Raw genomic sequence first — 14,244 nt, forward strand, 5'->3', positions numbered from 1 at the left:
CTTTTTTAATCACTTCGGGCTATGTTGTTCATATGATTGGTTGTACAATATTTAACAGAAGAAATTAAATACGATATACGAGGGAATATAAAATGAAGGGAATATATTCAGACTGTATAAAGTCATTAAAAGAATCAAATTTGTATGATAGCTTTATATGGATAGCAGAAGCCTCTTGCCAAAAGTATTCTGAATTAAACTGGATTACTGTTCATCCAATGTCAATGAGTGAAGCAGTACAGATTCTTAAAGAGCATACACCAACAAGTAGTAAAGAATTATTAAAAAGCAACTTACAGTGTTTAGCTCGTAAAGGGCTGCTGAAATATTCTGACTATAATGTAGAATATATTGATAATTTTGTTGATGATTTACATTCGGAGAATACAAATAAATATCTTGAAAATTTGTGTGAATTTGAAAATAGTATAACAGATGATAGCAAAATTGAACTTAGTCAAAAGGCACAAATATCTGGACTAGAATTGTACAGAGAAATATTAGACGATTTACAAACAGAACAAATTACTAGTCAATTGGAAAATTCGTTTCAAGAGGTGATTGATCAAAGTGTTCAAGAGTACAAATCTTATGTTGAGGAAACAAAATCTAGTCTTGAAAAAAGAGTGAATGATATAGAAAATAGCACTATAAAGAGCATAGAGATTATCTCTGTATTTGCGGCAATAATTGCACTTCTTATTGTGAATATGAGCAGTATAGCCACATTTGCGGAAAAAGGGCTAGGTGTCATATTGCTGATTAATACATCAACAATAGTTTGTATCTTTTTCCTTTTGTTATTTACTAAAGTTATTGTTTGTGGAAAAAATGACTGGAAAGAGATACTAAAGTGGATTTTTCTAATCCTAATTTTTATTGCCGCTATGCTGTTTTTAATTGCTTGAGTTGTTTAGAGAATTATTAAGAAGGGTCTATTGAAAAAGTAGATGAATAATTTGCTGATGTAACGATACATCGCGTAATTAGAGATTATTTGAAGGAAAAGTGTGAAAAATAAGTTTCCACTCGGGATAAATTCTGCCTTCCGGGAATCTAAATCACACCCTCAACACATGTGGAATGTGTCGTGAAGCTGGAGAGAAAAAGGTAAATAACCATGAATTATTCACGACTTTGCCACGAATGTGGCTGAAAGCCACATAGTTACTGTATTTTAACTGAATATTGCTTTTCACCTATCAAGTGAATGAAAAAAGAGCATCCATTTGTGGTAAAATTAAGGTGTCTAATCAAAATAAATACCAACAAAGGAGCCCTTTATGAGTATTGTAAACACCTTATCACTAGAAAGCAATAGACAAATTAAAATAAATTTTGATGGAGGAGATTTATCCTCCGATGCAGGATTGCTTCTCATCAAAGAATTCGTAAGAAAACTTGGTATTGATAATCTTTTAGGCAAAGTTTTCAAGACCAACGATTCTGCATTATTCAGATATCATACAGATCAGAAAAACCTGCTCCAGATGATATATATGATCATTGCAGGCTACTTCGAAGATGATACTTCCGATGAACTTACAAATGATCCTGTATTCAAGTCTGTACTTGAAAAAGACACCCTTGCATCACAGCCTACGCTATCAAGATTCTTTAACCGTATGGATGAAGATACCTTAAATCAGTTACTTATGATTGGCAGAATACTCCGAAAGAGAGTTTATCGTATTCAGATGCCACAGGCTGTTATTCTGGATCTGGATTCCACTCTTCTTGATGCATACGGCAAACAGGAAGGCAGAGCCTTTCACTTTCATTATCAAAGCAATGGATACCATCCACTTGTCTGTTATGATGGAATGACCGGAGATCTGGTAAAAATCCAGCTTCGTGATTGATTTATACACCATCAGTCAGAAAGAACTGTTAAACATTCAATAAGGAGTGCATGGATATTTTTAAATGGTATAGGTGAATTCAGAAACCTGACGGTTGATAATATCTTCTAAGGTAATACTGTCGAAATATTTTGTGACAACATCGTACAGGCCTTCATAAATTGGTAAAGTAATACAGTCTTCACATTTTTTACACAGGTTTGGGGTGTTGTCCATACAGCTTACAGGAACAAGACTTCCCTCAGCGCTTTCTAAGATTTCACGGACTGTGATTTCGGAAGGCGCTTTTGCCAGCCTGTAACCGCCCATATGTCCCTTTGTTGCGCTAAGTAAATTACCTCTGTTCAGGAACGGGATAATCTGCTCCAGATATTTCTTTGAAATATCCTGTCTTTTTGAAATGTCTTTTAATGCGATAAATCCCTGATCATAATGCTGCGCCAGATCTACCATCATGCGCAGGGCATAGCGTCCTCTGGTTGATATTTTCATAGGATCACCTCCTCGCTGCCTATTATACTACAGAAAAGATAGGCTTTCAACGCTTAAAAATAGATTGACAAATGGAATCTGTGGCACTATACTTACATAAACATATATAACCTATATAAATAATAGGTAATAAAAGAATGGAGGAAAAAATCATGGCAGATATCAGGAAAAGCTCATTAGAATTAATTGGAGGAACACCGCTTCTGGAGGCGGGAAGATACAGTAAAAAAGCAGGGGTAAATAAGGCGGTTATTTTGGCAAAGCTGGAGTATTTGAACCCGGCAGGATCTGTCAAAGACAGAATTGCGCTTGCTATGATCGAAGATGCAGAGAAACGCGGCATTTTAAAGCCTGGAGCGACGATTATTGAACCGACCAGCGGGAATACTGGAATCGGGCTTGCGGCTGTGGCTGCGGCAAAAGGATATAGGGCTATTCTTACACTGCCAGATACCATGAGCATTGAGCGCCGGAATCTCCTGAAGGCTTATGGAGCCGAGCTGGTACTGACGGAAGGTTCCAAGGGGATGAAGGGAGCCATTGCGAAAGCAGAGGAATTAAACAGGGAAATTGAGGGCTCGGTTATTCTGGGGCAGTTCATTAATCCCTCAAATCCAAAGATACATAAAGAGACGACAGGGCCGGAGATCTGGAAACAGACAGATGGAAAGGTGGATATCTTCGTTGCCGGCGTCGGAACAGGAGGAACCATTACTGGTGTGGGAGAATACTTAAAGGAACAGAATCCGGATATCCAGATTGTAGCAGTGGAACCGGCAGGAAGTCCGGTTCTTTCCAAGGGAACCCCGGGAGCCCATAAGATTCAGGGGATTGGAGCCGGATTTGTGCCGCAGACACTTAATACGGAGATTTATGATGAAGTCATTACGATTGAGAATGAAGACGCATTTAAAGAAGGGAGAGCTTTTGCAACATCAGAAGGCATCCTGGTCGGCATTTCTTCCGGAGCAGCATTAAAGGCTGCGGTTATCCTTGCAGGCAGACAGGAGAATGCAGGTAAAGTGATCGTTGCATTGCTTCCCGACTCTGGAGACCGGTATTTGTCAACAGCCTTGTTCAGCACAAATTAAAACTGCAGGTGATACAATGACATTAACACAGTTACAATATGTAGTGGCAATTGCGGAAACAAAGTCCATGAATAAAGCGGCGGCCGCTTTATTTGTATCACAGCCGGCATTGTCAGGTACAATTAAGGATTTAGAAGAGGAACTTCAAACGGAACTGTTTATCAGAACCAATAAGGGAATCGTGATCACAACAGAAGGCCAGGAATTTTTAAGCTACGCAAGGCAGATGGTTGAGCTTGGAAATCTGGTGGAAGAGCGGTTTGTGAATAAAACAATAGCAAAAAAGAAGTTTAGTGTGTCCATGCAGCATTATTCTTTTGCAGTGGAGGCATTTATTAAACTGGCAAAAAATTTTTCTATTGGGGAGTATGAACTGGCGGTTCATGAAACAAAGACCCACGAAGTGATTGATAATGTAAAGGATTATAGAAGTGAACTTGGTGTGCTCTACTTAAATTCCTTTAATGAAAAAGCAATGACCAGAATACTGGAGGATAATGATCTGGAATTCATGCCTTTATATGACTGTGGCATATCTGTTTACCTTAGTAAGAACCACCCCCTCGCAGAGAAGACGAAGATTACAATGGACGAGCTGTCCGAGTATCCATGCCTGTCTTTTGAGCAGGGGGAAAGGAATTCCTTTTACTTTGCAGAAGAGGTATTCAGTACCCATGCATACAAACAGATCATCAAAGCAGATGACAGAGCGACGATGCTGAATCTTATGACAGGATTAAATGGTTATACCCTGTGCAGCGGGATCATATGTCAGGATCTGAATGGGGATTTCTACGTGTCGGTTCCTCTTGATACAACAGATACCATGACAATCGGTTATATCAAGCGGAAAAATATACCCCTCAGCCTTCTGGGAAGAAAGTATATTGATATTCTTAAATCCTATAAATGAGTTCGGTATTTCAGCGGGTTATTCATTGTTATAATGGAAACTTATAGCCAGTTCTAACTTCTATGTATTTTACAGGAAATGAGAAGCCGGTTATAATAGGCCCATAAAACCTAGTCAACATATAGGAAACAGAGGCGAATCGGAGGAGAATGATATGAGCAAATACAGATTTGAGACGCTGCAGTTACACGTAGGACAGGAACATCCAGATCCGGCAACTGATTCAAGAGCGGTACCGATTTATCAGACAACATCTTATGTTTTCCGAAACTCTCAGCATGCGGCAGACCGATTTGGCCTTGCAGATGCCGGTAACATCTATGGAAGACTTACGAATTCCACACAGGATGTGTTTGAGAAGAGAATAGCGGCGCTTGAGGGCGGCTCCGCTGCCCTGGCATTAGCAAGTGGAGCGGCGGCTATTGCTTATACCATTGAGGCTCTGGCGGCAAACGGCGGGCATATTGTCGCACAGAAGACGATTTATGGGGGAAGCTATAATCTGCTTGCCCATACCCTTACCCAGTATGGAATTACCACAACTTTTGTGGATGCCCATAATCTTGAGGAAGTAAAGGCAGCGATCCAGGATGATACCAGGGCTGTCTATCTTGAAACTTTAGGAAATCCGAATGCAGATATTCCGGATATTGACGCCATTGCAGAACTTGCACATGCAGCAGGACTTCCTGTCGTAGTAGATAATACATTTGGCACACCTTATCTCTTCAGGCCCTTTGAGCATGGCGCCGATATCGTCGTTCATTCGGCAACTAAGTTTATTGGCGGACACGGAACTACACTTGGTGGAATTATTGTTGAGTCCGGAAGGTTCGACTGGAAGACAAGCGGAAAGTACGGCAATATCGCTGATCCAAATCCAAGCTACCATGGAGTAAGCTTCTATGATGCGGCAGGCCCCGCAGCATTTGTAACTTACATCCGGGCCATTCTTCTCCGTGATACGGGGGCAGCCATTTCACCCTTTAACGCATTTCTTTTGCTTCAGGGGACAGAGACTTTATCCCTTCGTCTGGACAGACATGCAGAGAACACCAGAAAGGTTGTAGAGTTCCTAAGGAACCATCCAAAGGTTGCCCGGGTGAATCATCCGTCTCTGGAGGAACATCCGGATCATGAGCTCTATGAAAAGTATTTCCCCAATGGCGGAGCGAGCATCTTTACGTTTGAGATCAGGGGTGGAAAAGAAGAGGCATGGAAGTTTATTGATAACCTTGAGATTTTCTCACTCCTTGCAAATGTAGCGGATGTGAAAAGCCTTGTCATTCATCCGGCCAGCACAACCCATAGTCAGCTTACAGATGAAGAACTTGCAGATCAGGGCATCAAACAGAGTACGATCAGACTCTCGATTGGAACAGAACATATTGACGATATTATCGCTGATCTTGAAAAGGGATTTGCCGCGATATAAAGGAATGAAGGCAGCTGGCTCAATTACCCAGGGAATTTCCTTATTAAAACAGGAAATTCCCTTTTTGATGTCATCAACGATCCGTGAAATCTTTCGTAAGCAGCCAGTTTGATTTTTATAAAATAAGATCAGTGTGTAGCGCCCTCGGCAGCCTTTATATCAGATTCATGTTCGCCGATAGCTCTGATTGCGGCTTCGATCCCGGCAGCAATATCTTCGATGCTCATGGAAGGGGCGGGAGCCGGACGGTTGACGGTCTGGCTGTGGATAAAGGGAACGTGCATAAAACCGCCTCTTACTCCGGGGTATTTCCGTTCCAGAGTATAAAGGACGCCATACATCAGATGATTGCATACAAAGGTTCCGGCAGTATTCGATACGCTGGCGGGAAGTCCTGCCTGACGGATAGACTGCACCATAGCTTTGATGGGCAGGGTAGAGAAGTAAGCCGGGGCTCCGTCCTTAAAGATGGGGAGATCGATGGGCTGATTACCTTCATTATCTTTAATACGGGCGTCATCCAGATTGATCGCCACCCGTTCGGGCGTCAGTCCATAGCGTCCGCCGGCCTGTCCGATACACAGGACGGCGTCTGGCATTTCCTGTTCTATGGCCTTTGCCACTGTTTGAATGGATGTTCCGAATACAGTGGGAACCTCCAGCTTAACGATAGAAACAGAGCCGATCTGGTTCTGTACTTTTTTTACGGCTTCCAGAGCCGGGTTAACCGGTTCGCCTCCAAAGGGATCAAATGCTGTAAGTAAAAGCTTCATAATAAAATATCCTTTCCGCAGATGGTGTGAAAACAGCTTCAAATGTATCAGAATGCCAGAAAATACATCAGTACAATATGGATGGCCAGCATGAAAAGAGCCATGGGGAGCTGGGATAAGATTACGGTGTATTTGTTTTTCGTTTCCAGTACTGCCGCTGGGAGAATGTTAAAATTAGCAGCCATGGGCGTCATCAGAGTACCGCAGTAGCCAGCTGTCAGTCCAAGGGCGCCTACAACCGCCGGATCGGCTCCCTGTGCGATCAGGAAAGGTATACCGATCCCGACGGTAATTACGGAAAAGGCAGCAAAACCATTTCCCATGATCATGGTAAAAACCGCCATGGCAATACAATAGACTGCGGTAGCTGCAAACAGATTTCCGGAAGGAATCACAGCGCTTACGCCTGCGGCAATTACATCGCCGACTCCCGCAGCGGTAAACACGGCTCCAAGAGCGGCCAGAACCTGCGGGAGAATACCGGTGACGCCGACATTGTCTGTAAGACGAGTACAGTCCTTTGCCGCATATACAGGTTTTGGGCGAAAGAGTAGGAAAGCCGCAATAAGTGCAATTACTCCTGATACGCCGATGGCGTTATTGGCTCCCAAAGATTTAAAAAAGGTAGCGACCAGTACGGCGCTGAAGGCCAGAAGAAGAGGCGGAATAAATACAGAATATCCTAACCGGTCTGCCGCTGCACGTGTTTTGGCTGCCGCGGGAACGTCGCTGCTTCTGGGGGCAACCCTTTTAAATGCAGTGAGGATCGCCATAAGGACGACACATAGTCCGGTGATCCATCTGGGGAAATAGGGACCCGCAATAAATGTAGCGGCCAGAATAAACCAGAAGGCCGCGGTTGTAATCCGTTTTTCACAGGTCGGATCCTTTAAAGCCTGTGCCAATAAAAATAAGGCCTATAATACAGTAAAAGAATTCAGCAACTGCAGTACTGAGAGTCCAGGTCATATTAGTTTGCCTCCTTTTTTCTGCGTTTATCTCCGAATCTGCGTTTCAAAATCCGGTCAAAAAGCAGGGCATAGACCACGCCTGCCACCAGACCGGTAGCAAGACCTGCTGTTACCACCACGGCTAGAGTGTCCAGCTTAAGTATAAATCCTGCAATTACGATGAGGACGCCGATCAGTTTCACAATTTCCATACAAATCTCCCTCCTTAATAAATGCGCTGTAAAAGCGCTTTTTATTTTTGACATCCGGATGTGTCGATAAAATTGTCGGAGAGGAACAACAGGAAAATATTCTGTATTCTTCAGCGGATCAGACTACACACATAATAAAAAAATATGGTATTATTAAAACAGAGAGAAACACAGTACAAAAGTTGATTTCAAGGAAGGGAACAACAGAATGGATTGCATAGGAGAAAGAATTTTGAATGCATTTTGCGGCGCAGTCGCCGTTTATGATGAAGAATGTAAAACGTTTTGTTTTCAATATTGTCCGGAAAAAGTAGTGCAGCTCTTAGGGTATGATATGCCGTATTTTGATCGGCATTTCAGTAAAGATGCCCTGGGGCTTTTGTGTGACGAGGACAGAATGGAAGTGGAGCATGCAATTATGTCCGCAAAATCCAGGCATATAGGAATCAAAGTTTACTCTCCGGTCAAAGAGAAAACAGGCTGTTTAAAGTGGTATAAAATAGAGGGATGGGAGGATGGAACAACATACTGTCTCCTTTTTGGGGGAATGTCCCAGGAAACCCAGCTGTTCCAGAGCATAGCCAGTGAAAATGCAGACAATATTTATGTGATTGATAAAGAAAATTATGATCTTCTTTATGTAAATGGTTTTAAACGTGCATTCTGGAATGAGGAAGGGCAGAATACACCTAAATGTTATGAGCATATTTATAATAAAAAAGAGCCCTGTTTCCATTGTATGATGAAGATGGGCGGGTCAGAGGAAATGCCCTGTGAGACGAGCTATGAAGAGGGAGGGCGCTGCTATGCTACACATTTTAAAGAAACAGAGTGGAACGGGACGCCTGCATATATAAAATATGTGAGGGATATTACCGAAGAAGCAACGGTGAAAAGAGAAAAGGAGCGTCTGGAAAAATATTTCGAGACAGTTTTGAAGTACCTTCCGGGCGGAGTTGCTGTTGTTCACCATGGACTGAATGGGAGATTGACTCCGGAGTATTTGTCCGAAGGATTTGCCGAGATGGTTGATATGTCTATGGAAGAAGCCTGGGATATGTATAAGACAAATGCGCTTTCAGGTGTCCATCCGGATGATCAGGAATATGTAAAACAGACATTAGACCGCTGTATTCGTGAAAACTGCGACAGAGAAGCCCTTCAATACCGGCTGAAGAAGGGGAGCGGCGGTTATATCTGGGTCAATACAAAATTTTCCGTTATTCAGTGTGAAGCTGGGGACGCCATGGTTTATGCGGATTATCATGACATTACAGAAGAGAGAGAAATGCAGGAGAGATTAAGGCTTCAGTACAGGGAGCAGATTTTCCAGCATTATTTGATAACAGATCCCAACACACTGATTTTAGGGCATTGTAATATCACAAAAAATAAGATTATTGAGATTGAAGACCGTACCAATTCCGGACTTCTCGAACGGTTTGGTGATAAACGGGAGGATTTTTTTACAGGAATTGGAACTCTGGTAGCGTCAGAAGCGGAGCGGAGCCTGTTTTATGAAAAATATTTAAATGAACCGTCTATCAGGGCTTTTGAAAATGGGATAAAGGAAGTTCTGATGCCATGTTTTGTGAAGCTTCCGAATTATCCGCAGGGAAGATATGTACAGTTTAAGGTGAATCTTGTGGAAACCCCGGATACGGGAGATATAACGGGTATTTTAACGGTTACAGATATTACGGAAAAGACAATACAGGACAGAATCATCCGAATGCTGTCATCTTTAAATTATGATCTGGTTGCAGACGTGGATTTGATAAATGATCAGTATAAAGTCGTAAGCGGTGGGGACCATAATATAACAGAAACTCAGGGAAGCCTGATGGAACGGGTGAGACGTGTGGTTGAGGAGCTTGTGGTGGACTCGGAGAAAGCATATGTAAGGGATATGCTGGATCCGGGGAAGATGGTCAGCCGGCTGAAGGACGGAGAATTCTATTCGTTCCGGTATTCTGTAAATAATGGAAGCAATGAAATCCAGACTAAAAATATGATTATTTCCGCCATTGATCTGAGTCTTGGCAGAATCTGCCTGGTGCGGACAGACGTAACCGATATGCTTGCCGCGGAAAGAAAAGTGAAGTATGATCTGGAAAAGGCATTATCAGAGGCAGAAAAGGCAAGCAGGGTTAAGAGTGATTTTCTGTCTTACATGAGCCATGATATCCGTACCCCTATGAATGCTATTGTGGGAATGACAACCCTTGCGCAGGCCAATCTTTCGAATTCACGGAAGGTGGAGGATTACCTGAAAAAGATTTCTGTATCTTCTCAGCATCTGCTGAGTTTGATTAACGATATTCTGGATATGAGCCAGATTGAGCAGTCCAAATTACATATGAATGTGCAGGTTATTCATATTGATGAACTTCTGAATCAGATTTCCTCTATTATGGCTTCCCCATCAAAGGACGCGGGACTGAAATTTATGGTTGAGCGGGGAGAGATACAGCATCTGTATTTTCAGGGGGATGCCTTACGGATAAAACAGATTTTAATCAACATACTCAGCAATGCATTTAAATTCACCATGGAAGGCGGAAACGTTCGGTTCAGGACGGAGGAAATACCGTCATCTGAAAGCGGAAGAGTAAGGTATCGTTTTATCATCAGCGACACGGGAATCGGTATGACACAGGAGTTTATCAGCCATTTATTTGAGCCCTTCTGCCGCAGTGAACGGGTGAACAGGGTAGAGGGAACCGGTCTGGGACTGAGTATTACAAAGGGGCTTGTAGATCTTATGGGGGGTAAAATCCGGGTAGAAAGCCAGCTTCATCAGGGAACGATGTTTGAGATTGAACTGGAATTTGCTGTGGCAGACGGAAAGCAGAAGCGTTCCCCAAATGCGGATGAATGCATACCGGAGGAATCGCTGGAAGGAAGACATTTTCTTCTGGTAGAAGACAATGCGATCAATTCAGAAATTCTGGCAGAACTTCTTCAGATGTGGGGAGCAACCTGTGTTTTGAGGGAGAATGGGCTGCAGGCAGTAGAGGAGTTTGAAAGCAGTGTTCCGGGAACATACGATGCGATTTTAATGGATATACAGATGCCTGTTATGAATGGCTATGAGGCAACACGCAAAATCCGCAGTTCGTCCCATCCGGAGGCGAAGACAATGGTGATATTGGCTATGACTGCAAATGCGTTTGCAGAAGATGTGCAGAAATCCATAAGTGCCGGAATGAATGGCCATGTGGCTAAACCCGTAGATATGAAAATACTGTACAATACCTTAATGGGGTTGTTAGATGATTAAACAGTGACAGGGAGAAAGAGATATGTACATTGCAGACCTTCACATTCATTCCAGATATTCCAGAGCCACCAGCCGGGAGCTGACACCGGAGCAGTTGGATCTGGAGGCGGGAAAAAAGGGAATACATCTTTTAGGAACCGGGGATTTTACCCATCCGGCCTGGCGTGAAGAGCTGTATGAGAAGCTGGTCAGGGCAGAGGACGGACTTTACTGCCTGAAGGACGAATACAGGTCAGAGAATGGACGGCGGTCAGAGACAGCTACGCCACGTTTTGTTGTTTCCGGAGAGATCAGCTCCATTTACAAACAGGACGGAAAGGTGCGAAAGGTTCACAGTCTGATTCTTCTGCCTGATTTGGAGGATGCCCAGAGGCTGTCGGCGAAACTGGAAATGATTGGAAATATACATTCAGACGGCCGCCCCATTCTTGGACTTTCCTGCCATGATCTTCTGGAAATCATGCTGGAGATCTGTCCAGGGGGAATGTTGATACCAGCCCATATCTGGACGCCTCATTTTTCCATGTTTGGTGCATGCTCTGGTTTTGACCGGGTGGAGGACTGTTTTGGGGAGCTGACGCCCTATATCCATGCAGTGGAAACAGGGCTTTCCTCCGATCCGCCGATGAACTGGCGGCTTTCTGCCCTGGACCGGTTCCAGCTCATTTCCAATTCAGATGCCCATTCCCCTGCCAAGCTGGGAAGAGAGGCAAATCTTTTGAACTGTGAAATGTCCTATGCGGGGCTGAAAAATGCCATTGAAACAGGAGAGGGATTGGAAGGCACGATTGAGTTTTTCCCGGAGGAGGGGAAATACCATTTCGACGGACACCGGAAATGCCACATCTGTCTGAGTCCGGCGGAGGCGAAACGGTATGGCGGGATCTGCCCGGTATGCAAAAAGAAGCTTACTATGGGCGTTTCTCATCGGATCGATCAGCTGGCAGACCGGCCCGAAGGCTTTATACCAGAGGGAAGAAAAACGTTTGAAAGCTTGGTTCCTCTTTTGGAGGTCATTGCTGCGTCTACCGGACGGTCTGCAGCGTCAAAGAAGGTTCAGGAAGAATACTGTAAAATGGTGGATGAGCTGGGAACGGAATTTGATATTTTAAGAACGATTCCGATTGAAGAAATCAGAAGCCATTCTGGTCATCTGATTTCTGAGGGAATCCGCCGTCTGCGGGAAGGCCGGGTAAAACGTCTTCCGGGCTTTGACGGAGAATATGGTATCATCCGGCTTTTTGAACCGGATGAAATTGCAAATCCGGACGGACAGATGAGTTTCAGGATATCAGCCCCATTCAGTACCGTCTGATCCGTGAATGGAACCGTGATGGAAAGGAACTGTTTGTGATCGGTGATCCGGCAGATGAACCTGTTTGATTTTATATAGAAACCCAGAGAGGGCTGGTATTGACATTTTTCCCTCTGGATGCTATAAATAAAACCATACTAAGTTACTATGAATAGTGTGCAAACGTAACACCCAGGAGGACATTATGGAAAAATATAGGAAAATTGCAGGAAAATGTCTTGCAGCAGTTCTCTCTGCTGCCATGGCGCTGTCCTTGGCAGCCTGTGCAGGAGGTACCGGAAGCAGTGAAAGCCAGAGCCAATCTGCCAAACAGGAGGCAGCTGCAGAAAAGCCTGCTCAGGCCACAGGGGAAAAGATTGTAAATGTGGGAGTAACAGGAACAGTAAATACCCTGAATCCCCTCCTGATGGACGGCGTGGAGATCAATAAATATGCCACCGGACTGATGTTTCTTCCGCTGATGGAGCTGGACACCAATATGGAGTTTGAGCCCATGCTGGCAGACTCCATTACCGCAGAGGACGAGAAACATTTTCTGGTACACATTGACGATGAGGCGGTCTGGTCTGACGGCCAGCCGGTAACAGCTGATGACGTAGTATACACAGCTCTGCGCCTGTGCAGTCCGGCCATTGCCAACACAGCCATGATGTATTATGTCTTTGAAGGCGTTGGTGATGACGGTTTTGTGGAAATGGGAGCAGACCATATTGAGGGAATCACAAAGGTGGATGATAAGACGGTGCGCTTCGCCACAAAGGAGCCCATGTCCTTAGTTACCTTTCAGAATTCCTATGCCCGGTATCTGATGCCTCTTCCAAAGCATGTGATCGGAGAGATCCCTGAGGCAGAGCTGGCCTCCCACGAGTGGTTTGCAAAGCCGGATGTAGTAAGTGGCCCTTACCGTGTCACCGCCTTTGACAAGGATCACTATGTATCCTATGAGGCGAATGAGAAATACTGGAAGGGAGCGCCTAAAATTCCGAAGCTGAATATCCGTATTGTAGAGGGAAGCCAGCTTTATGCGGGACTTCAGTCCGGGGAAATCGATATCACACAGAACACCATGAGCGCCATTCCGCTGGAGGATTATGAGAGCCTTCAGGCGCTGGAAACAGTGGAGACAAGCTTCGGTGACGCTATTACCAACCAGTCTGTATTTATCAATACAAAAAATGTGCCGGATCAGAAGTTCCGCCAGGCTCTTTTATATGCCATTGACAGAAATCAGATTTTAAAGCAGCTGTTAAAGGGCAATGGAGAAGTGGTAGACGGCTTCCTTTCCACCGCAGGCCCTTACTACGATCCGTCCATTGAGCCTGTTTCTTACGATCCTGCAAAGGCAAAGGAACTTCTGGCAGAAAGTAACTGGATGCCTTCTTCTCCCCTGCGTTTCTATATTGATTCCGGAGACAGTACCTTTGTAAATGCTGCCTCTGTAATCGCAGCCCAGTGGGCGGCTGTGGGAATCCAGACGGAGATCCGTACCATGGATATCAATACGCTTATGAGTACTGCAGGAAGCGGAGACTTTGACATTATGGCGGTGCAGTACACCTATCCGCCTGTAGATCCTTATGTAGATATTGCATGGCTTTTAGGCGGCGAGGGAAGCTGGACCGGTTACAGCCACGCTGAGGCAGAGGAGGCTCTTTCAAAAATTGCTGTATTAAGCGATAAGGAAGAATTAAAAGAGCAGTACGGTATCATTGACCGCCGGATGCAGGAGGATGTGCCCATGTTTTCCGCGTATGTGATCCGCACCATGGCAGCGAAAAATAAACGCCTGACCGGAGTAAACCCCTCGGTATACGGCTTCTTTAATCATGTGGAAGAATGGGATATCACAGGCTGAGTGTGATCCCGTCTGCCGTACGTGACCATACATTGTTACTCGTTCCCCGGCAAAGCTTTTTGC

Annotated in this window: 10 protein-coding genes and 3 pseudogenes; 9 read left to right on the forward strand and 4 right to left on the reverse strand. The window is 44.3% G+C overall.

Annotated features, from left to right (window positions below):
• Positions 1–92 precede the first annotated feature (92 nt).
• Positions 93–908 (forward strand): hypothetical protein, encoded by an 816-nt coding sequence (locus tag BN3656_RS06755; RefSeq protein WP_066545616.1) that lies wholly within the window; start codon positions 93–95, stop codon positions 906–908.
• A gap of 375 nt (positions 909–1,283) precedes the next feature.
• A pseudogene (locus BN3656_RS06760) lies at positions 1,284–1,859 on the forward strand (transposase); the annotation flags it as partial.
• Positions 1,860–1,922: 63 nt separating this feature from the next.
• Here BN3656_RS06760 and BN3656_RS06765 read toward each other — a convergent pair.
• Positions 1,923–2,354 carry an RrF2 family transcriptional regulator gene (locus BN3656_RS06765; RefSeq protein WP_066545618.1) on the reverse strand — a complete coding sequence of 144 codons (432 nt, stop codon included), beginning with the start codon at positions 2,352–2,354 and terminating at the stop codon, positions 1,923–1,925.
• 152 nt (positions 2,355–2,506) lie between these two features.
• On the opposite strand from BN3656_RS06765, the gene cysK reads away from it, so the two are divergent.
• The 3 genes from cysK to BN3656_RS06780 all read left to right on the forward strand — a co-directional run bounded on the left by cysK (position 2,507) and on the right by BN3656_RS06780 (position 5,793).
• On the forward strand, positions 2,507–3,445 hold the full coding sequence (gene cysK, locus BN3656_RS06770) for a cysteine synthase A (protein ID WP_066545621.1): 939 nt from the start codon (positions 2,507–2,509) through the stop codon (positions 3,443–3,445).
• 16 nt (positions 3,446–3,461) lie between these two features.
• Complete coding sequence (locus BN3656_RS06775; protein WP_066545623.1) at positions 3,462–4,358, forward strand: LysR family transcriptional regulator; 897 nt, start codon at positions 3,462–3,464, stop codon at positions 4,356–4,358.
• A 154-nt stretch (positions 4,359–4,512) separates the two neighbouring features.
• Positions 4,513–5,793: an O-acetylhomoserine aminocarboxypropyltransferase/cysteine synthase family protein gene (locus BN3656_RS06780; protein ID WP_066545625.1), complete on the forward strand. Its 1,281-nt coding sequence runs from the start codon at positions 4,513–4,515 to the stop codon at positions 5,791–5,793.
• 128 nt (positions 5,794–5,921) lie between these two features.
• On the opposite strand, the gene pcp is transcribed toward BN3656_RS06780, so the two are convergent.
• The 3 genes and pseudogenes from pcp to BN3656_RS16800 all read right to left on the reverse strand — a co-directional run.
• A complete protein-coding gene (gene pcp / locus BN3656_RS06785) occupies positions 5,922–6,566 on the reverse strand; it encodes a pyroglutamyl-peptidase I (RefSeq protein WP_066545634.1) in 645 nt (214 codons plus the stop codon).
• Between the two features lie 47 nt (positions 6,567–6,613).
• The gene (locus BN3656_RS06790; RefSeq protein ID WP_242962958.1) at positions 6,614–7,471 is read right to left on the reverse strand and encodes a DUF979 domain-containing protein; all 858 of its coding nucleotides are present in this window, start codon (positions 7,469–7,471) and stop codon (positions 6,614–6,616) included.
• 125 nt (positions 7,472–7,596) lie between these two features.
• Positions 7,597–7,719: pseudogene (locus BN3656_RS16800) on the reverse strand (DUF969 family protein); the annotation flags it as partial.
• Between the two features lie 241 nt (positions 7,720–7,960).
• Here BN3656_RS16800 and BN3656_RS06800 point away from each other — a divergent pair.
• The 4 genes and pseudogenes from BN3656_RS06800 (at position 7,961) to BN3656_RS06815 (ending at position 14,181) form a co-directional block, all read left to right on the forward strand.
• The gene (locus BN3656_RS06800) at positions 7,961–11,011 is read left to right on the forward strand and encodes a PAS domain-containing hybrid sensor histidine kinase/response regulator (RefSeq protein WP_066545640.1); all 3,051 of its coding nucleotides are present in this window, start codon (positions 7,961–7,963) and stop codon (positions 11,009–11,011) included.
• A 22-nt stretch (positions 11,012–11,033) separates the two neighbouring features.
• Positions 11,034–12,293, forward strand: a pseudogene (locus BN3656_RS06805) (endonuclease Q family protein); the annotation flags it as partial.
• Between the two features lie 32 nt (positions 12,294–12,325).
• Complete coding sequence (locus tag BN3656_RS06810) at positions 12,326–12,394, forward strand: hypothetical protein (protein WP_242963030.1); 69 nt, start codon at positions 12,326–12,328, stop codon at positions 12,392–12,394.
• Between the two features lie 116 nt (positions 12,395–12,510).
• A complete protein-coding gene (locus tag BN3656_RS06815) occupies positions 12,511–14,181 on the forward strand; it encodes an ABC transporter substrate-binding protein (RefSeq protein ID WP_066545641.1) in 1,671 nt (556 codons plus the stop codon).
• The last annotated feature ends 63 nt before the right edge of the window (positions 14,182–14,244 follow it).

Source organism: Clostridium sp. AT4 (genome assembly GCF_001517625.2).
Lineage (GTDB): Bacteria > Bacillota > Clostridia > Lachnospirales > Lachnospiraceae > Enterocloster.